General features: G+C 74.7%; 19 protein-coding genes. 11 read left to right on the forward strand and 8 right to left on the reverse strand.

What is annotated here, in order from left to right; translation table 11 throughout:
• Positions 1 to 60 precede the first annotated feature (60 nt).
• The 6 genes from I601_RS09480 to I601_RS09505 all read left to right on the forward strand — a co-directional run bounded on the left by I601_RS09480 (position 61) and on the right by I601_RS09505 (position 4370).
• Complete coding sequence (locus I601_RS09480) at positions 61 to 339, forward strand: SAV_915 family protein (RefSeq protein WP_157520009.1); 279 nt, start codon at positions 61 to 63, stop codon at positions 337 to 339.
• The gene (locus I601_RS09485; RefSeq protein WP_068108696.1) at positions 336 to 617 is read left to right on the forward strand and encodes a hypothetical protein; all 282 of its coding nucleotides are present in this window, start codon (positions 336 to 338) and stop codon (positions 615 to 617) included. Before I601_RS09480 ends, I601_RS09485 begins: the two co-directional genes overlap by 4 nt.
• A 1-nt stretch (position 618) precedes the next feature.
• On the forward strand, positions 619 to 1791 hold the full coding sequence (locus I601_RS21150; RefSeq protein WP_068108700.1) for a hypothetical protein: 1173 nt from the start codon (positions 619 to 621) through the stop codon (positions 1789 to 1791).
• Between the two features lie 9 nt (positions 1792 to 1800).
• Positions 1801 to 2547: a hypothetical protein gene (locus tag I601_RS09495; protein WP_157520011.1), complete on the forward strand. Its 747-nt coding sequence runs from the start codon at positions 1801 to 1803 to the stop codon at positions 2545 to 2547.
• A 132-nt stretch (positions 2548 to 2679) separates the two neighbouring features.
• On the forward strand, positions 2680 to 3837 hold the full coding sequence (locus tag I601_RS09500) for a DUF4185 domain-containing protein (RefSeq protein WP_068108706.1): 1158 nt from the start codon (positions 2680 to 2682) through the stop codon (positions 3835 to 3837).
• A gap of 32 nt (positions 3838 to 3869) precedes the next feature.
• A complete protein-coding gene (locus I601_RS09505) occupies positions 3870 to 4370 on the forward strand; it encodes a mismatch-specific DNA-glycosylase (RefSeq protein ID WP_068108710.1) in 501 nt (166 codons plus the stop codon).
• A 13-nt stretch (positions 4371 to 4383) separates the two neighbouring features.
• Here the strand turns inward: I601_RS09505 and I601_RS09510 are convergent, their stop codons facing one another.
• Positions 4384 to 5046: a PH domain-containing protein gene (locus tag I601_RS09510; protein ID WP_068108713.1), complete on the reverse strand. Its 663-nt coding sequence runs from the start codon at positions 5044 to 5046 to the stop codon at positions 4384 to 4386.
• A 139-nt stretch (positions 5047 to 5185) separates the two neighbouring features.
• Here I601_RS09510 and I601_RS09515 point away from each other — a divergent pair, with 139 nt between their 5' ends.
• Positions 5186 to 6442: a T3SS (YopN, CesT) and YbjN peptide-binding chaperone 1 gene (locus I601_RS09515; protein ID WP_068108716.1), complete on the forward strand. Its 1257-nt coding sequence runs from the start codon at positions 5186 to 5188 to the stop codon at positions 6440 to 6442.
• Between the two features lie 129 nt (positions 6443 to 6571).
• Here I601_RS09515 and I601_RS09520 read toward each other — a convergent pair whose 3' ends face one another.
• From I601_RS09520 to I601_RS09545, 6 genes are all read right to left on the reverse strand, one after another.
• Entirely contained in the window at positions 6572 to 6931 is a 360-nt protein-coding gene (locus tag I601_RS09520; RefSeq protein WP_068108719.1) for an STAS domain-containing protein, read from the reverse strand.
• Between the two features lie 145 nt (positions 6932 to 7076).
• Positions 7077 to 7361, reverse strand: a complete 285-nt coding sequence (locus I601_RS09525; protein ID WP_068108722.1) for an MGMT family protein — start codon at positions 7359 to 7361, stop codon at positions 7077 to 7079.
• A 19-nt stretch (positions 7362 to 7380) separates the two neighbouring features.
• Complete coding sequence (locus I601_RS09530) at positions 7381 to 7935, reverse strand: DUF488 domain-containing protein (protein WP_068108724.1); 555 nt, start codon at positions 7933 to 7935, stop codon at positions 7381 to 7383.
• On the reverse strand, positions 7932 to 9158 hold the full coding sequence (locus tag I601_RS09535; RefSeq protein WP_068108726.1) for an NAD(P)/FAD-dependent oxidoreductase: 1227 nt from the start codon (positions 9156 to 9158) through the stop codon (positions 7932 to 7934). The genes I601_RS09530 and I601_RS09535 overlap by 4 nt, the downstream gene beginning before the upstream one ends.
• Complete coding sequence (folE, locus tag I601_RS09540) at positions 9158 to 9799, reverse strand: GTP cyclohydrolase I (protein WP_084527398.1); 642 nt, start codon at positions 9797 to 9799, stop codon at positions 9158 to 9160. The genes I601_RS09535 and folE overlap by 1 nt, the downstream gene beginning before the upstream one ends.
• Positions 9796 to 10281 carry a DoxX family membrane protein gene (locus I601_RS09545; RefSeq protein ID WP_068108731.1) on the reverse strand — a complete coding sequence of 162 codons (486 nt, stop codon included), beginning with the start codon at positions 10279 to 10281 and terminating at the stop codon, positions 9796 to 9798. Before I601_RS09545 ends, folE begins: the two co-directional genes overlap by 4 nt.
• Positions 10282 to 10394: 113 nt before the next feature.
• Here I601_RS09545 and I601_RS09550 point away from each other — a divergent pair, with 113 nt between their 5' ends.
• Positions 10395 to 11084, forward strand: a complete 690-nt coding sequence (locus I601_RS09550) for a helix-turn-helix transcriptional regulator (RefSeq protein WP_068108734.1) — start codon at positions 10395 to 10397, stop codon at positions 11082 to 11084.
• A 12-nt stretch (positions 11085 to 11096) separates the two neighbouring features.
• On the opposite strand, the gene I601_RS09555 is transcribed toward I601_RS09550, so the two are convergent.
• Positions 11097 to 13325, reverse strand: coding sequence for a hypothetical protein (locus I601_RS09555; RefSeq protein ID WP_068108738.1), 2229 nt, complete (start codon positions 13323 to 13325; stop codon positions 11097 to 11099).
• 244 nt (positions 13326 to 13569) lie between these two features.
• Between I601_RS09555 and I601_RS09560 the strand changes: the two genes are divergently transcribed.
• The 3 genes from I601_RS09560 (at position 13570) to I601_RS09570 (ending at position 16448) form a co-directional block, all read left to right on the forward strand.
• Positions 13570 to 15018 carry a hypothetical protein gene (locus I601_RS09560; protein ID WP_068108740.1) on the forward strand — a complete coding sequence of 483 codons (1449 nt, stop codon included), beginning with the start codon at positions 13570 to 13572 and terminating at the stop codon, positions 15016 to 15018.
• Positions 15019 to 15096: 78 nt separating this feature from the next.
• The gene (locus tag I601_RS09565; RefSeq protein ID WP_068108744.1) at positions 15097 to 15696 is read left to right on the forward strand and encodes a hypothetical protein; all 600 of its coding nucleotides are present in this window, start codon (positions 15097 to 15099) and stop codon (positions 15694 to 15696) included.
• Positions 15693 to 16448, forward strand: coding sequence for a PH domain-containing protein (locus I601_RS09570; RefSeq protein ID WP_068108746.1), 756 nt, complete (start codon positions 15693 to 15695; stop codon positions 16446 to 16448). The genes I601_RS09565 and I601_RS09570 overlap by 4 nt, the downstream gene beginning before the upstream one ends.
• Positions 16449 to 16484: the final 36 nt, after the last annotated feature.

Consider the following 16484-nt stretch of genomic DNA (forward strand, 5'->3'; position numbering starts at 1 on the left):
TTATCCACAGACGCGGATCTGCTGGTGTCGCCGCCGCGCGATCCTGGGGAACCTGGAGGCATGACCCACACACCTCCTCCGTTCCCTCCGGTGGTCTACGCACCGACCGTCGAGCGCGACGACACCCAGCGACTGGCCATGCATCGCATGCACGACGACAAGGTCGCGCTGTTCGTCTACTCGGCCATGGACCGCCTCGCTGACTTCTACAGCCCCGAGTCCGCCTGGGTGCTGATGTCGGTGGCCGACCTGCAGGCGGCGCACGAGCAGGCGCCCTACGACCTGCTGTACCTCGACAAGCGGCCCAGCCCGGGGGCCGTCGAGGCGGGTCGGCGATGAGCATCGAGCTGCGGTGGGCGACCGCGGAGTCGATCACCGGCGACCTCGAGCAGGCGCGGGCGGCGATCGAGGACTGCGGGGCGCGGCTGCCGACCGGCCTCGACGCGGGCGAGGTGACGCCGATGCTCACCGAGATGCTGGCCCGCATCGCCGAGACCGCTGCCGAGGTCAGCGTCGGGCTGCTCGGTGCCGTCGACAACGTCCGCTCCGCCGTCGCTGCCCTGCAGGGCGCCGACGTCGCCTCGCAGCAGGCCTTCCGGCCCCAGGCGTGGTGGTGACATGAGCATCGACACCGAGATCCCCGGCTCGCCCGACTCGATCGAGGCGACCGCCGAGTGGCTCGCCGGGTCGCTCGGCGCCGCGCTCGGCGCCGGCGTAGGTCACGTGGCGAGCGCTCGCACGGCCGCCTCCGGGGACTGGGCCGGAGCCGCTGCGGGCGGGTTCGTCGCACGCATGGGGGTGGCCGTCGAGAAGATCGACCTCGTCCAGGAGGGGACCGACTCGGTCGCGCGCGAGCTGGCGGCGTACGCCGGCAGCCTGCGCCGGCTCCAGGAACGGATGAGCGACATCCGGGCCGCGGGCGCTGCGGCCGGGCTGGTCGTCTCCGGCTTCGTCATCGAGCCGCCCGGCGCCGGACCGACCCACCCCGGGCGCCCGCCGGCGGGCCGGGTGAGCCCCACGCTCGTCGACGCCCACGCGGCCTCGCTCGACGCGTGGGCCGACCACCGGGCGAAGGTGGCGGCGTACGAGATCGCGGCCGCGGAGGCGGCGGTGGTCCGGGGCGATCTCGCCCGGAGCACCCGGCGGCTCGAGGACGAGTACCGCGGCCTCGACGGACCCGCCTGGGCGCTGACCGCCATCGACATCGCGGGCGGGTTCGGTGCGGGGGCCCTCAGCAACAAGGCCTCGTCCTTGAGGGTTGCCAGCAGGGCGTTGAGCGACCAGGCCGGCGAGTACCTGGCGCTGATCGAGGCGGACAACACCGGGTTCACGAATCACGACCTCGACTACTGGGAGGGCAGGGGGCGCGAGGCGGCGGAGCAGGCACGGAAGGCCGACGACCTCGACCGCGCCGCCAGGGCCGGTCAGCTCAAGCTCGGTGGGGCGCTGGCCGTGGTCGGGATCGGGCTGGACGTGGCGGCGGGGGAGAGCACGGTCCAGGCGGTCGCGTCCAACGGCGGAGGGTTCGCGGCATCCGTGGCCGCGGGCGTAGGGACGGGTGCCCTGGTCGGCTCCTTCGTGCCGGTCCCTGGTGTGGGGACCGCGGTGGGGGCCGTCGTCGGGGCCGGCGTCGGGATCGTCGCCTCGGGTGCGATCGACTCGCTCTTCGAAGAAGGTCCCGATGTCGCGAATGCCTTGAGCGACGGATGGGAATCACTCACGGACACCGGAGGTGCTGTGGGCGACGGGGTGGGCGCTCTCGTAGACGGTGTCGGTGGACTTCTCGACTGAGGGAGAACGGTGTCTCGCAACGTACGCAACGTGCTCGTCGGCGTGGGCTACGTGTGGTTCCTGCTGATGGGTGTCGGGCTCGTCTCGCTGGGTGACTTCGGGCCGGTGCTGGCCGGGTCGTTCCTCCTGCTGCTGGCGGTGGGCGGGTTCGTCATGGTCGGCATCGACGTGTGGGTGCCGCGGCGGCGTCCCGCGGTGCGGGTGGGGACCGCGCCGTCGGGCGCGGCCGCCACCGTGTTCCCGTACTCGCGGGCCCAGGTGCTGATGTCCGGCGTCGGCATGACGGTCTACATCGTCTGGAGCGCCGTGGGCGCGGTGCTCTCCGCCCGCGAGGGGTACCCGGTCGGCGCGTGGCTCCTCGCCCTGACCGGGCTCGGACTGGTGGTGCCGATGGTGCCGCTGCTGCGGGGCAGGATCGCCGTCGGCGGGTTGTACGTGACCACGGTCGGCCTCGAGCTGCGCCAGGAGGGTGCCGGCTGGTCGGTGCCGTGGGAGGACGTGACCGGCGTCGTCCCTCACGAGCCCGTCCCCGTCCTCGTGTCAGCTCCCCCGAAGCGCCACGACACGACGACGAGGATGTGGCGCCGCGAGCCCCGCACCGGGCCCGGCATGGTCGTGATCGACACCCGTTACCTGGCCGGCGGGCCGGGTGTCGTCGCGGCGGTGATCGGGAAGTGCCTGGTCCACCCCGGCCAGCGCGCGCGCATGGGCGACATGTACGTCGTCAGCGAGATCAACGCGCTGACCACCACCTGACCCCGCGCGCAGGGCCCGTGACCGGTCGACCTGAGCCGATCGATGTGCCCCGCTGACGCGGCGTACTGTCGGAGGGGTGCTGCCTGATGCTCGGCTCCGACCCGCGCTGAAGGTCGCTGCTGCGCCGTCGTCGTGAGGAGCTCCCGCGTCGCTGGAGCCGTCGTCGCAGGGACGCTGCTGCTCGCCACGGCCAGCTGCCTCGGGAGCGTCCCCTCCGAGCGGGTGGAGGAGCAGCCGAGCGTCTCGACGCGCGCCCGGCTCGTCCCCGACTGCCCGGCCCCGCCGGTGGGAGGGCAGGCGCGCTCGGCCGACGAGCTGAACCGGATGATGGCCTCGATCGACCTGCCCGCCTGGCAGTCCGGGGACATCGGGGCCAGCGCCCGGCTGCCCGACGGGCGGATCGCGTGGATCTTCGGCGACACCAGCCGCACCGACGCAGTGCGCCCGTTCCTGGTGGCCAACTCGATGCTCGTCACCTCCCGGCGCTGCGTCTCCCAGCTTCGTACCCCCGACGACGGGCCGGTGGTGCCCGACGCGGCGCCCGGCGTCGTGTACTGGCCGATGTCGATGACCCAGGGCCGCTACGACGGCCAGGACTACCTGGTGGTGCTCTGCTCGCGCATCGACCGCGGCTTCGGCGGGGCGTTCGGGTTCACCTACCTCGGCAGCTCGGCGGCGGTCTTCACCGTCGAGGACGGCGAGGCGCCCCAGCTGCTGGTCGTCGCCGAGCTGACGCGCGACTCCCGCGACCTCGACCAGGTCAACTGGGGCGCGGCCGCCACCCGCGACGGCGACTGGTACCTCGTCTACGGCACCCGGGTCACCGGGCGGGCCTACGAGCCGGGCCGCGAGCTGTACGTCGCCCGCACCCCGGTCGCCACGCCCGCCGAACGGGAGCGCTGGCAGTTCTGGGACGGCTGGCGCTGGCAGCCCCGGGTCGAGCGGGCCGCCCCCGTCCTCGCCGCCGAGGACGGTGTCTCGCAGACGCTGTCCGTCGACGCCATCGACGGCGAGTACGTCGCGGTGTCCAAGCGCGACGGCGACGTCGCCGACTACGTCTACACCTGGTCCGCACCCCACCCGTGGGGGCCGTGGACCGCCGTCAAGCGGCTCCGGGCGCCGGCGGGCCTGGACACCGGGCGGTTGCGCTACGCCCCGCTGGCCCACCCCGACATCAGGCTCGTCTCGGGCGACCTGCTCGCCTCCATCTCCCGCAACACCACCGACCTGCAGGAGCTCAGGCAGGACCCCGCGCTCGGGCGCCCCGAGTTCATCGAGCTGGCCCGCTGATCGGGTGGTCCCCACCCGGGTAGCGTGCCAGCGTGCAGGTGCTCCCCGACCTCGTCCCGGACCGGCCGCTCGTCGTCTTCTGCGGCCTGGCCGGCGCGGCCAGCCAGAAGCACCGCGACCACTACTACGAGACCCCGGGCAACAGCTTCTGGGAGTCGTTGCACCTCTCCGGGCTCTCCCCGCGGCGGTTGCAGCCGCACGAGGACCACCTCGTGCCCGACCTCGGCCTGGGCCTGACCGACCTCGTCGGGCACTGGGACCCGCGCTGGGTGGAGGTCGACGAGCTCGTTGCCAAGTGTGAGAAGTGGCAGCTGGAGTGGCTGGCCTTCACCAGCAAGGCCGTGGCCCACGAGGCCGCCCGCGCGGTGGGACGCCGAGGGCGGCCCGGGCTGGGAGTCCAGGACTGGTACCTCGGGCCGGCGCAGGTCTTCGTCCTGCCCGGGGTCTCCGGCGCCAACCAGCGCCGCGACTACGACGGGCGCCCGAACCGGCTCGCCTGGTGGCGTGACCTGGCGATGATCTGCGGCGCCTGAGCCGGCGCGTCGCTCAGCGGCGCGCGGTCGCCCTGCCCTGCCTGATCTCCTCGACCAGCTGCTCGGGGGACACCGCGAAGGCGGTGATCGGGACGAGCGGGTCCTCGCCCGGGCCCTTCACGTCGATCGCCGCGCCGGCCGGGCGCGCCTGGAGGTGGGCGCCGTGGACCTGGGCCCACGGCCACGTCTGGTCGGTGCGGTAGCCGCGGTAGGTCACCCCCTGCGGACCGATCTCGAGCCGCCACCGGTGCAGGCGGCCGGTGAGCAGGCGGAGCAGGTCGGGCAGCGACGCGATCGCGCCGCCGACGGTGATCAGGGCCCACCCCGGCGACTCCAGGGCGCCGAGGTCCGTCACGGCCAGGTAGGCCCACATCCCCGCCACGACCAGGACGACGCCCCAGGCGCCCAGGAGCGGCCACGTGGTCAGGGCGGGGGCGAGGAACACGCGGGTCCCGTCCGGACGCACCTCGGGCTCACGCCGGCGACGCGGACGGACCAGCGCGGAGACCGCCGCGACCAGCAGCAGCCCGACCGCCACGTTGACGCCACGGATGCTCCACGCCACGAACCCGTCCACCGCCCACGACACGGCTGTGAGGGCCAGCACCACGACCAGGAGCGCCACGACGCCGACGGTGAACCGACGGGGGATCAGTCGCGCTGGTGGGTCGCTCACGCCCGGAGGCTATCGGTGCGCGCCCACCGAAACGTCGTACGCCGCCCGCTCGCGCCGCCCGGGAATGTCGGCGCTCCCGCCTAGCGTGGGGTGCTCGGGGTCGGTGGGGGCCGGCCCGGGCCGAGACACCGGGAGTGACGTGACGATCGATCCGACGTACGACGAGGCGTGGCGCGAGCTGCGCGCCCGGCTGGCCGACCACCTCTTCGCGATGGAGACCGACGACGAGCTGGTCGTCGCGCTGGACGACGAGCAGGAGGGGCAGCGCTACGTGCGGGCGACGGTCGAGGCGAGCGAGCTCTGGCTCGACTCGGTCGGCCCACACCGTCCCGACGGCCCCTGGGAGCGGGACCAGGACGACGCCGGCGACGTCAGCTGGACCCTCGACCTGGCCCAGCGCGAGTGCGACCGCGCGGCCGACCTGATGGTCGCTGCGCTGCGGGTCACGCACGGCTGCCTGCACCCCGCGTTCCTGACCAGCGACCGGCTCGACCTCGGCGGGCTGCGCTGGGAGCGCCCGGTGGCGGTGCTGGCGGCCCAGCGCCCGAGGGTGCTCGCCGACGACGCACCGCTGGCGGTGCTCGTCGAGGACCGCCAGCACCTGCAGCAGATGGTCGACGCCACGATCTCGGAGATGCTCGGCAAGCACCCCGTCGCCCACGACGAGGACGGCGACGTGCCGGTCCCGGCGGGCGAGAGCGTCGTGTGGGTGCAGGTCGTGGCCGACCGGCCCGTCGTGGGGCTGATGGCGATCCTGGTCGACGACATCGCCGACACCGAGGCCGCCGAGCGCGAGGTCCCGGGCCTGCAGGCCCGGCTGCCCTACCTGCAGGTGCGCGTCGTCGGTGACCGCATCCTGGTGCGCCACGAGATCTGCGCCGTCCCGTTCGCGCCCCGCCAGCTCGCGGGCGTGCTCACGCGGCTCTGCGCGGAGATCGACGACATCGCCGGCGAGGTCGCCGGACGGGTCGGCGGCCGCCGGTTCCTCGAGGGCCTCCTCGACGCCGACGACCACGCCGAGGTCCAGGAGCACGACGGCGCCGAGCTGCTCGCACCCCTGCCCGCCGACCTCGACGAACACCTCGCCACCGTCGTCGAGCTGCTCCTCGACGGCCAGGTCGAGCCGAGCCAGGTCGCGGCGGCGTACGACGGGCAGCGCCCGCTGCTGGTGCGGTCCCTGGTGGGGCTGCGCACCGGCACCGTGGTGGTGCCCGACGTCGACCTCGATCTCCTGCTGCACACGCTGCGCTCCGGGCTGCGCCACCTCGTCGACCGGCTCGCCCGCCGCGACGAGGGCCCCAGCCGCTCGCGCGGACCGCGCACCCAGCAGCTCTCGCTGCTGCCCGAGGACGAGCCCGGCCTCGACCTCACCGACCCCGGTCGCTGGGCGGGCTGAGGCGGCGTCGGTGTGCTGGCCGGTGCGGGAACCATCCCAGCGGCGGCTCGGTCGTCGTCCTGACGTTCCGCACCGCGACACGCCGAGCGGGCGTGCGGGACGTCAGGATGACGTGGGGTGGGAGCGCGCTCAGACGGGGATGGCGGTGCCGACCGGTGCCGCGGCGGTGCCGCGCAGCAGGTCGTGGGTGCCGGTGAGCCTCATCAGGCGCAGCGCGGCGGGGCTGGCGGCGTCGACGATGCAGGCGCGGCCGGCGTCGAGCGCCCGGCGGCGGCACCACATCACGGCTCCGAGGCCGGCGGCGTCCATGAAGGTGACGCCGGTCAGGTCCAGGTCGAGCCCCGGTCCGGAGTCGGGCCCGGACAGGGCCGGCTGGTCGAGCGCGGCGGTGAAGCGACGGCGCAGGTCGTGCACGGTGGCGACGTCCAGCTCGCCGGTCACGGTGTAGCGGGTGTGCCGTGTCGGCACGGTGATGATCTCGTTGCCCATCGTGGGCCCCCAAACAGGTGGTGCAGCGCCGAGTCCCGACGCTTGTTCACTTCTTCGACTGTAGGGACCGAACAGGGTTCCTACCAGCCCGCGCCACCGACATCCCCCGTAGGGGTGAACCTCGGACGCCGGATCCCCGACCCCGTCAGCCGCCGGCGAGGCCCAGGTCCACCCGGCCGTCCGGCCGCAGGGCAGTGCCCTCGGCGCGCAGCAGGCCCAGGCCGGTGCCGTCGTGGCAGGTCGGTGGGGTGCCGTCGGCGCGCACCACCCGCCACCAGCACACCTGCGACCCGTGCCGCGCCAGCACCTGCCCGACCTGGCGGGGCCCGGCACGGCCCACGACGGCCGCCACCTCGCCGTACGTCGTGACCCGCCCGCGCGGCACCGCGGCGACCACCGCGAGCACGGCCTCCACGTAGTCGGCGTCCATGACCCCAGGCTAGGAGGGGCTAGGAGGGGGCCGGGGGCGGTGGGCCGTCGTAGTGCAGCCCGTCCTCGCCCACCCGGGCCCCCTCGGCGGGCGGGTGCGGGGTGAGTCGCCCGTCGTGGCCGAGGTGCTGCACGTCGACGCCGTGCAGCAGCACCGCCGCGTCACTGACGATGCGCCGGTGGCAGCGCCACCACACCGTCTCGCTGCACATCACCGCCGTCAGCGCCGCGCCCGCCTCCTCGAGCACCTGCGCCAGCCCGGCGCGGAACTCCTCGGTGCGGGTGTGGGCGGCATAGGCGCGGAACGCCGGCACCCGCCACCAGCCGTCGACCTCCTCGGGCTGGCCCTGCGGCACCCGGCGCCGCCCGCCGAGCCGTTCCTCCCACCGGTAGTCGACCCCGGCGGCCGGCAGCCGCCCCGTCAACGAGTCGCGGCCCACCGACGGGTCGCGCCGGCTGCCGGGGAAGCGGCGTACGTCGACCAGGCGGCGCACGCCGGCGTCGCGGAGCAGCCCGACCAGCCCCTCGGCGTCGAGCGTCCCGTGGCCCAGCGTGAGCAGTCTCGGCGTGGTCATGCCCGCGCTCCTCGCAGCGTCTCGATCCCGATGCCGTCGGTGACGGCCCGCTTCACCTCTCCTGCCCGGTCCCAGTCGTTGACATGCATGGCGGCGCGGACGATCCCGCCGACGCCGTAGTAGGCCACCAGCGAGGTGCCCAGGTCGCCGTGGACGACGACCTCGTCGGGGCCGTCCGGGCCGACGTCACCGAAGTGCTCCAGGCCGAGGTCGTACTGGTCGGAGAAGAAGAACGGCTGCTCCTCGACGAGGGCGTCCTCGCCCAGGGCCGACCGGGCGGCGAGCCGGCCGTGGGCCTGCGCGGTCGCCCAGTGCTCCACGCGCAGCGACCGGCCCAGCGCGGGGTGGGCGAAGCGGGCCACGTCGCCCGCGGCCAGCACGTGCGGGTCGGAGGTGCGCAGGTGCTCGTCGACGACGATGCCGCCGTCGACCTCGAGCCCGGCCCGCTCGGCCAGCTCGGTGCGCGGCGTCGCTCCCACCCCGACGACCAGCACGTCTCCGGTCACGCCGGGCCGCCCGTCCAGGTCGACCATGACCAGCTCGTCGACCACGCGCACCCCGGTGACCTGGGTGCCGAGCCGCAGGTCGACCCCGTGATCGCGGTGCACCTCGGCCAGCCGCAGTGCCACCTGCTCGCCGAGCACCCCGACGAGGGGGAGGGCCTGGGACTCGACGACGGTCACCTCGGCGCCGCGGCCGCGGGCCGTGGCAGCCACCTCCAGACCGATGAACCCACCACCGATCAGCACGACGTGCCGGCCCGGGTGCAGGTGCCGCTGGAGGACGTCGGCGTCCTCGATCGTGCGCAGGTAGCAGACCGGCGCCCCGTGGCTCGCCGCGTCGTCCGCCATCGCGAGGTGGCGGGGCGCGGCGCCGGTGGCCAGCAGCAGCTGGTCGTAGCGGACCCGGTCGCCCGCGCTCGTCGTCACTGTGCGGGCCGCGAGGTCGAGGCCGGTGACCGTGGTCGCGAGGCGCAGGTCCACGTGGTGCTCGGCGTACCAGCCGGGCGGCTGCACCTCGAGTGCCGCGGCGTCCTCGCTGCCGGCGAGGTAGCCCTTGGAGAGCCCGGGTCGCTCGTAGGGCACGTGGTCCTCCGCGCACACCAGCGTCAACGGCCCGCGGTGCCCGCGCTCGCGCAGCGCGACGACGGCCGCGCCGCCGGTGAGACCGCCGCCGACCACCACCACCCGCTGGTCGCGGGGGTCGGGCGTGGTCGTGTCCATCACCGCACCCCCGGGCTGCGGGCCGGGCGGGCGAGGTCGAGGAACTCCGCACGCGCGGCCGGGTCGTGGCGCAGCGTGCCGAGCAGGGTCGAGGTGACCGTGCGCGCGCCGCCGGCGCGGGCGCCGCGCAGCGTCATGCAGGAGTGGTCGGCCTCGAGCACCACCCCGACGCCGCGCGGGCGCAGGTGCTTCTCGAGCTGCCGGGCGACCTGTTGGGTCAGCCGCTCCTGGGTCTGGGGGGCGCGGGCGGTGAAGTCGACCAGGCGCGCGAACTTCGACAGCCCGAGGAGCCGCTCGCCGGGCAGGTAGCCGACGTGGGCCACCCCGACGAACGGCAGCAGGTGGTGCTCGCACAGCGACTGGAACGCGATGTCGCGCACCACCACCAGCTCGTCGTGGCCCTGGCCGTCGTGGCCCTGGTCGTTGGGGAAGGTGGTCAGCTCGAAGGCGGGCGCCGTGAGCATCTCGGCGTACGCCGCTGCCAGCCGGGCCGGGGTGCGCGCCATGTGCACGGTGTCCCAGTCGACGCCCAGGGCGGTGAGCAGCGCCGCGGCCGCCCGGGTCGCGGCCTCGGTGTCCGGGGCCGGGGCGCAGGAGGGCGTCGTCCTGGTCGCCGTCGTCATCGCTGTCAGGGCCGTCATCGGCGAGCAGCGTTGTCGACGGCCTCCGCACGAGCCGCGTGAGCGGCGGGGGAGACGGCGAGCCGGTAGAGCGCGAGGGCGGCGACGAACAGGCCGGCGTCGCGCAGGGCGATGTCGTAGTACTGGCCCATCGAGACCAGGTTGACGATGATGCCGGCCAGCCACAGGGCGACCACGGGCGCGCCGAGGCGCGGGGCGAGGGCGACCAGGACGCCGGCGGCGATCTCCACGACGCCGACCGCGAGCATCGCCTGGTGGGCGGTGCCCGGTGCCAGGTCGTCGATCCAGCCGGCGAGGTAGACGTCCCAGTCGACGAGCACGCCGAAGAACTTGTCCAGCCCGAAGGCGATCGGGGCGATGGTGAGGACGGTGCGCAGCAGCAGGTAGGCCTGGTGGGCGCCACGGTCGTCGCTGAGCAGCGGCGAGGCGTTCCCGGCGGGCCGGGACGAGGGTGAGGCTGAGACGGGGTGCTGGTCGAGCATGGTGGACTCCTTCTAACGGAAACTTATTTACACGTTAGAACTGGAGTAAGGTTTCGTCAATGGATGTATCCGTTAGAGATGTCGCGGCGGCCGCGGCGCGAGAGGGTGAGCGGATGGACGACGACTTCGCAGCAGCCGTGACCGGCGTCGGCGCGCTCAGCGACCCGACCCGCCGTGCGCTCTACCTCCACGTCGTCGACCAGGTCGACGCCGTGACCCGGGAGCAGGCGGCCACCGCGTGCGGTGTCGCGGTGCACACCGCGAAGTTCCACCTCGACCGGCTCGTCGAGGCCGGCCTGCTCGAGGTCGACCAGCGCCGCGCACCGGGACGCACCGGGCCCGGCGCCGGACGGCCGGCGAAGGTCTACCGCCGCGCCGACCGCGAGGTCAGCGTCTCGCTGCCCGAGCGCTCCTACGACCTCGCGGCGCACCTGCTGGCGCGCGCCGTCGAGGACGCCATGGCCACCGGAACCGCGGTCGACGTCGCGGTGCGCGCCGCGGCCCGCCAGCACGGGGTCGAGGCCGGCGGGGCCGCGTCGCGCGCGCACCCCGGGGGTGGACGCGAGCTGGAGCGGGTCGCCCCGGTGCTCGCCGCCCAGGGCTACGAGCCCGTCGAGGACCCCGACGGGCTCCGGCTGCGCAACTGCCCCTTCGACCAGCTGGTCGACGAGCACCTCGACCTCGTGTGCGGGATGAACGAGGCGCTCGTCGACGGGGTGCTCGAGGGGATGTCGTGCTCCTCGCTGCACGCCGTGCTGCTGCCCGCCCCGGACCTGTGCTGCGTCCGGGTGCGGGCCCGCTGACCCGCTCGACGATCAGGGCTCGAAGGTCACCACGAGCTCGTCACCGTCCACGTCGACCTCGACCTGGAGGCTGAGGTAGGACGTGTCCTCCTGCGGCTGGAAGTCCTTCGGGCCGAAGCCGTAGGACTCGTCGGCCTCGTAGGTGACCGCCGCCTCGCCGTCGCTGAGGTAGAGCGTCTCGGGGAACTCCCCGCTGAGGTAGAGGTCGCTGGTGTCCGGTGCCCGCGTCAGCGTCCACTCCACCTTGCGGACGCCGTCGCCGAAGGAGTACGTCGACTGCGGGCAGCCCTCCGGCTCGAGCTCGGTGCTGGCCATGCACTCCTCGAGGTAGGCCCCGACCTGGTCGTCCAGCTGGGCGCGGAACTCCTCGGTGGGCTCCGCCGAGGACGAGACGCCGATGCTGGCGTAGCCGGCCCCCGGCTCGACGACGACCGGGTCGACGTCGGCCTGGAGGAACGGGTCGTCGGCGTAGGGGTCGATGTCGTAGGTGCCGGGCAGCAGCCACTGGTCGGCCTCGGGATCGGTCTCCACCATGATGCCGTTCACCCCGATCGAGTCGGTCTCGCCGTAGCTGCTCCCGACCTGGGCCAGGCCGGCGTCGCCGACCACCCAGTCGGTGAAGAGCCCGAAGCTGCGACCGTCGCGGTAGAGCGTCAGGTCGACGGTCGGCTCGCCGGACAGGCCCTCGAGGCGCACCTCGAGCTCGGCCCGGTCACCGCTCACGTCGGTGGAGAGGATCTCGTAGCCGGTGATCCGCTCCTCGGTCGCCTCGTAGATCTCGCGGGTGAAGAGGTCGGTGCGGGTGTCCTCGTCGCCGAAGCTGACGGCGAAGGCCAGGCCCTCGGGCTCGTAGTCGAACGGGGCGAGCTCCTGGGCCTTGTCGAGGTCGGCGTCGACGACGGCGTCGAGGTAGGCCTCGGCCTGCTTCTCGGGCCCGAAGAACGTCGAGTCGACGACGCGGTAGCCGATCGCGAGCACGGCCAGCGAGGCCACCACCCCGACGCCGATGAGCACCAGGCGCCGGTCACGACGCCGCTCCTCCGGCGTACGGACGCGGGGCTCGGCGCGCTCGCCGCCCGGCTGGTCGGTCGGGTCGCCCTCGTGGAGCGGGCGGGGGTGGTCGAGCAGGCGGGCGATCGGGGCGGGCAGGCCCGGAGACAGGGCGGGGGCGACGGTGCGGCTCAGGCCCTCCGCGGCCAGCGCCCAGACGGCGAGCACGAACATCGACCAGAAGGCCGGCGCGATGACGGCCTGGCCGCCGAAGCCCTCGATGCCGCCGCCGACGACCACGAGGCCGGCCAGCCACGCGATCAGCCCGGCCACGAGCCCGGCGAGCGGGAGGACGGCCCAGGACCAGGCGTCGGCGCCGGCGGGACGGACCCGCCGACGGTGCCAGGCCACCGAGACCAGGAGGGTCGAGACCAGCGCCGCGACGGTGAGGATCCCCCCGAGCAGGATGCTCTCGCTCCACACGAAGTACGTCTCGCCGGCCCCGGACACGGCGCCCAGGTGGGCCAGCTCGAGCAGGTAGATCGCGGCGGTCGGACCGGCCGCGAGGACGGTCACGGTCGCGTCCGGACCCTCACCGACGAGCGCGAGGATCGCGGCGACGGGCACGGCGACGACCAGCCAGCCGATGAGCACCGACCACATCAGGCGCAGGGCGACCACGAGGTCGAGGTCGACGGCGCGGTGCCAGCGGCCCCGGGCCGACCAGCGCCCGGCCCACAGCGCACCGAGGGTGAGCAGGGTGGTGCCGATGAAGAGAGTGGGCGAGGCGGTGTGGCTCAGCGTGCCGTTGGCGCGCATCGCCAGCAAGCGCATCAGCGGCAGCAGCACGACGCCGAGCGCGAGCCCCACGATCGCGCCGGAGCGGACCCGCTCCAAGGTGGTGGTGGGCACCGCGGCGCGCAGCTCGGCGCGGCGGGCCAGCACTGCGGTGGTGACCACGAAGGCGCCCGTGACCCAGTAGACCGGGGCGTAGAGGCTGGCGTGCACCCCGGACTCGGTGAGTCCCAAGGTGCCGAGCAGGCCCAGGCCGAGCACCTGGAAGGGCAGGAAGAAGAGGACCGTGACGTTGCCGAGCTCGTCGTCGATCCCGGAGGGGCTGTCCCCGGCGATCGCGAAGCCGAGCAGGACGACCACCGTGACCAGCACGGCCGCGCCCAGTGCGACGGCCAGACCCAGCAGCGCCGGGACGGCCGCCGTCCGGGCCTCGGCCAGCAGGGCTGCCGGGGTCACACCCGTCGACGGGGGTGGCCCGGTCGGCGCAGCGGTGGGGGGCGGAGGAGGGGGACCGGTGGGGGGATCGGTGGGGAGCACGAGCCTGAGAGTAAAGGAGTCGAGGCGTCGGGCCGCCATCCTCCGGCGCGCGTCGTCCTGACCTTCCGCACCGCGACACGCCGCGGCGGCGTACGGAGGGTCAGGCCGGGCCGGGCCGCCCCGGGTGTTTACCCGCACCCGCGGGAGAGGCAGGGTGAGGCCCATGGCTGCTGCTCCCCATGGACTCGTGTTCCCGGTCGACCCCGCTGACGCCGAGGGACGGCGCAGCACCACGACCACCGGCCGCGGTGTGGTCGCCGACGCGCTGCGCCCGGTCGACCCGGTCGGCGCCCGCGCCGCCGAGCGCGAGACCGCCTGGCGCACGCAGTACGTGCCGTGGTTCCGCCGCCTCGTGGAGGCCGGTCTGGGCGCGCCCGACGACGCCGTCGCCGTCGCCCGCGCCGGCCTGGAGTCGCTGCACACCCGGATGCGGGTCGTCGACGGCGAGGACGACCGGCCGCTGGCCGAGTGGCCACGCGCGACGACCGGCTTCGGCCAGGTCGAGATGCACGGCGCGGCCGAGCCGCTGCGCGAGCTGGTGCTGCCCTACCGCGGCGAGCGGCTGCGCGGCGACGACGTACGCCGTCGGGTCGAGGCGTGGGTGCAGGCCGGGGTCGTCGAGCCCAGCCTCGCCGAGGCGGTCGACGCGGTGCTGGCCAACCCCGACTGGCTGCGCCTGGAGGACCACACCGTCGCCGTCGTCGGCGCCGGCTCGGAGATGGGCCCGCTGCAGGCCCTGACCCGCTGGGGCGCCCGGGTCGCGGCCGTCGACCTGCCCCGCGACGACATCTGGGAACGGGTCAGCGACACCGCCGTGGCCGGCGCCGGCACCGTGGTCGCCCCCGCCGTCGACGGACGTCCGGGCGCGGACCTGCTCGCCGACGTGCCTGCGCTGGCCGACTGGCTCGCCGACCAGCCCGGCACCCTCGTCCTGGGCAACTACGTCTACGCCGACGGCGCCACCAACGTGCGCGTCTCCACCGCGGTCGACGAGCTGAGCCGGCGGCTGCTCGAGGCGCGCGACGACACCGCGCTGGCCTTCCTGGCCACTCCGACCGACGTGTTCGCGGTGCCCGCCGACGCCGTCGACCAGGCGCTGGCCTCCTACGCCGGCCGCGGCCGGCTCAGCAAGGGCCTCGGTCGTCCGCTGCGCAGCGTCTCCGGGGGCCGGCTGCTCCAGCGCCCGTACGCCGGACCCGCCGACCCCGGCGTCAACGACTCGCTGGTGCCGCAGCAGGGCCCGAACTACGCGCTGGCCAAGCGCCTGCAGCGCTGGCGCGCCACCGACGCGCGCCACGACGGCCGCCTGGTCTCGATGAACGTCGCGCCCCCGACCCGGACCCGCTCGGTGGTCAAGAACCGCGCCCTGGCCGCGGCGTACGCCGGCGCGCACCGCTTCGGCGTCGAGGTCTTCGACCCCTCCACCTCCAACGTGCTGATGGCGGCGATGCTCGTCCACGACCTGCACACCGACGGCGGCCCGCGCCACGAGCACCCGTGGCAGGACGAGGCGTACGCCGCCGCGCACGGCGGGCTGTGGCGCGCGGCGTACTCGCCCCGCAGCGCTCTCGGGCTGGCCGCACTGCTCGGCATCGGCGGCGCCCGGGGCTGACCCGAGGTCGAGGAGCCGGCCCGGGGTCGGCGCTGGGGGTGGTCGCCCGGGGGCGGTCTGTTCGCCTACGGTCGAGGGATGCGGATCCCCATGCTGCCCCTGTCGGTCCCGGGCCCCGCGGACGTGCGCGTCGTCCTCGACGCGCTCCTCGACGCCGGTCCCCGCGTGCTGCACCTGATCGGCGCCGCGGAGGAGATCGTGCTCGACGTCGGAGGGCTCCTGGACCGGATCGAGGCGACCCGCGTCCGCGCCGACGAGGTGGTCGCCGCCACCGACCGGACGCGGGGCGACGCCGCCACGATGCTGGCCGACCTGGCCCCCCTGTCCGGGCGCCTCGAGGCGCTGCTCGACTGCCTCGAACCGCTCGCGGCGCGCGCGGTCCCGCCGGCCGAGAAGCTGCTGCCCGTGCTCGACCACCTCGCCGAGACCACCTCGCCGCGTGAGGTCGACGCCATGGTCGGGCTGATCGACCAGCTGCCGCTGCTGTCGCAGCGCATGGAGACGCAGGTGCTGCCGATCCTCGAGACCCTCGGCACCGTCGCGCCCGACCTGCACGACCTGCTCGACGTCTCCCAGGAGCTCAACGAGATGCTGGGCAAGCTCCCCGGCATGCGCGGCATCAAGAAGCGGGTCGAGGAGGCGCAGGCGGAGGAGCAGCAGGAGGAGGGGCGCGCGTGACCACGATCCGTGACGGCGGACCTCTCGTCGCCCCGGACGCGGCCTACCGCTCGCTGGGCCGCTACGCCGTGCTGGCTCTCATCGCTCTCCTGGTGCCGATCGGCGCGCTCTTCGCGGTCGCCGGGCTGAGGGCCGAGCAGCCGGCCTTCCCGGTCGCCCTCGGGGCACTGCTCGTGGTGATGGGCGTCGCCGGGGCCGGCAGCCTGACGGCCCCGCGCCACGGGCCGCGGGCCGACCCGCCGCCCGCCGTCGCCGTCGAGGGTGGTCTCGCGCTGCCGCTGCGCCGCGCGCACGTGCTGATGCGCGCCGTGGTGGGTGCCGCGATCGCGGGCCTGGGTGTGGGGATGGTGCTGCTCGGCGGCTCGGCGACCCGTCCCCTGCTGGTGTTCGGGCGGGACGTGGACCCCCGGGTCGTGGGCGTCCTGGTCGTCCTCGGGGTGGTCGCGGCGGCCGTGCTGGCGACGCGCACCGAGAACCGGTTGGTCGTGGGCCCCGACGGAGTGCGGATGCCCGGCGGGCTGACCCGGGCGCGGACCGTGCCGTGGCGCGACATCGCCGAGGTGGGCGCCGTACGCGGGTGGCAGCCGCACCTGGTCGTCGCGTTCAAGGGCCCCGGGCTGGTGGCCTGCCGACTGCTGCCGCAGGCGTGGCCGGCCTCGTCGCTGGTGGCGCTGCTCGAGCACCACCGGCGCAAGGCCGGTGACCGGGGTGCGCTGGTCCACCCCGACGCCGTGGAGCGTTTCCGCACCTGAGCGTCCTCCTGCTGCTTGACTGTGGCCGCCGTCACC

It is taken from the genome of Nocardioides dokdonensis FR1436, from assembly GCF_001653335.1.
GTDB lineage: Bacteria > Actinomycetota > Actinomycetes > Propionibacteriales > Nocardioidaceae > Nocardioides > Nocardioides dokdonensis.

Coding starts and splice junctions, on each gene's coding strand:
- I601_RS09480 (WP_157520009.1), top strand. CDS start 61: ATGACCCACACACCTCCTCCGTTCCCTCCGGTGGTCTACGCACCGACC.
- I601_RS09485 (WP_068108696.1), top strand. CDS start 336: ATGAGCATCGAGCTGCGGTGGGCGACCGCGGAGTCGATCACCGGCGAC.
- I601_RS21150 (WP_068108700.1), top strand. CDS start 619: ATGAGCATCGACACCGAGATCCCCGGCTCGCCCGACTCGATCGAGGCG.
- I601_RS09520 (WP_068108719.1), bottom strand. CDS start 6,931: ATGGGCAACGAGATCATCACCGTGCCGACACGGCACACCCGCTACACC.
- I601_RS09525 (WP_068108722.1), bottom strand. CDS start 7,361: ATGGACGCCGACTACGTGGAGGCCGTGCTCGCGGTGGTCGCCGCGGTG.
- I601_RS09530 (WP_068108724.1), bottom strand. CDS start 7,935: ATGACCACGCCGAGACTGCTCACGCTGGGCCACGGGACGCTCGACGCC.
- I601_RS09535 (WP_068108726.1), bottom strand. CDS start 9,158: ATGGACACGACCACGCCCGACCCCCGCGACCAGCGGGTGGTGGTGGTC.
- folE (WP_084527398.1), bottom strand. CDS start 9,799: ATGACGGCCCTGACAGCGATGACGACGGCGACCAGGACGACGCCCTCC.
- I601_RS09545 (WP_068108731.1), bottom strand. CDS start 10,281: ATGCTCGACCAGCACCCCGTCTCAGCCTCACCCTCGTCCCGGCCCGCC.
- I601_RS09550 (WP_068108734.1), top strand. CDS start 10,395: ATGGACGACGACTTCGCAGCAGCCGTGACCGGCGTCGGCGCGCTCAGC.
- I601_RS09560 (WP_068108740.1), top strand. CDS start 13,570: ATGGCTGCTGCTCCCCATGGACTCGTGTTCCCGGTCGACCCCGCTGAC.
- I601_RS09565 (WP_068108744.1), top strand. CDS start 15,097: ATGCGGATCCCCATGCTGCCCCTGTCGGTCCCGGGCCCCGCGGACGTG.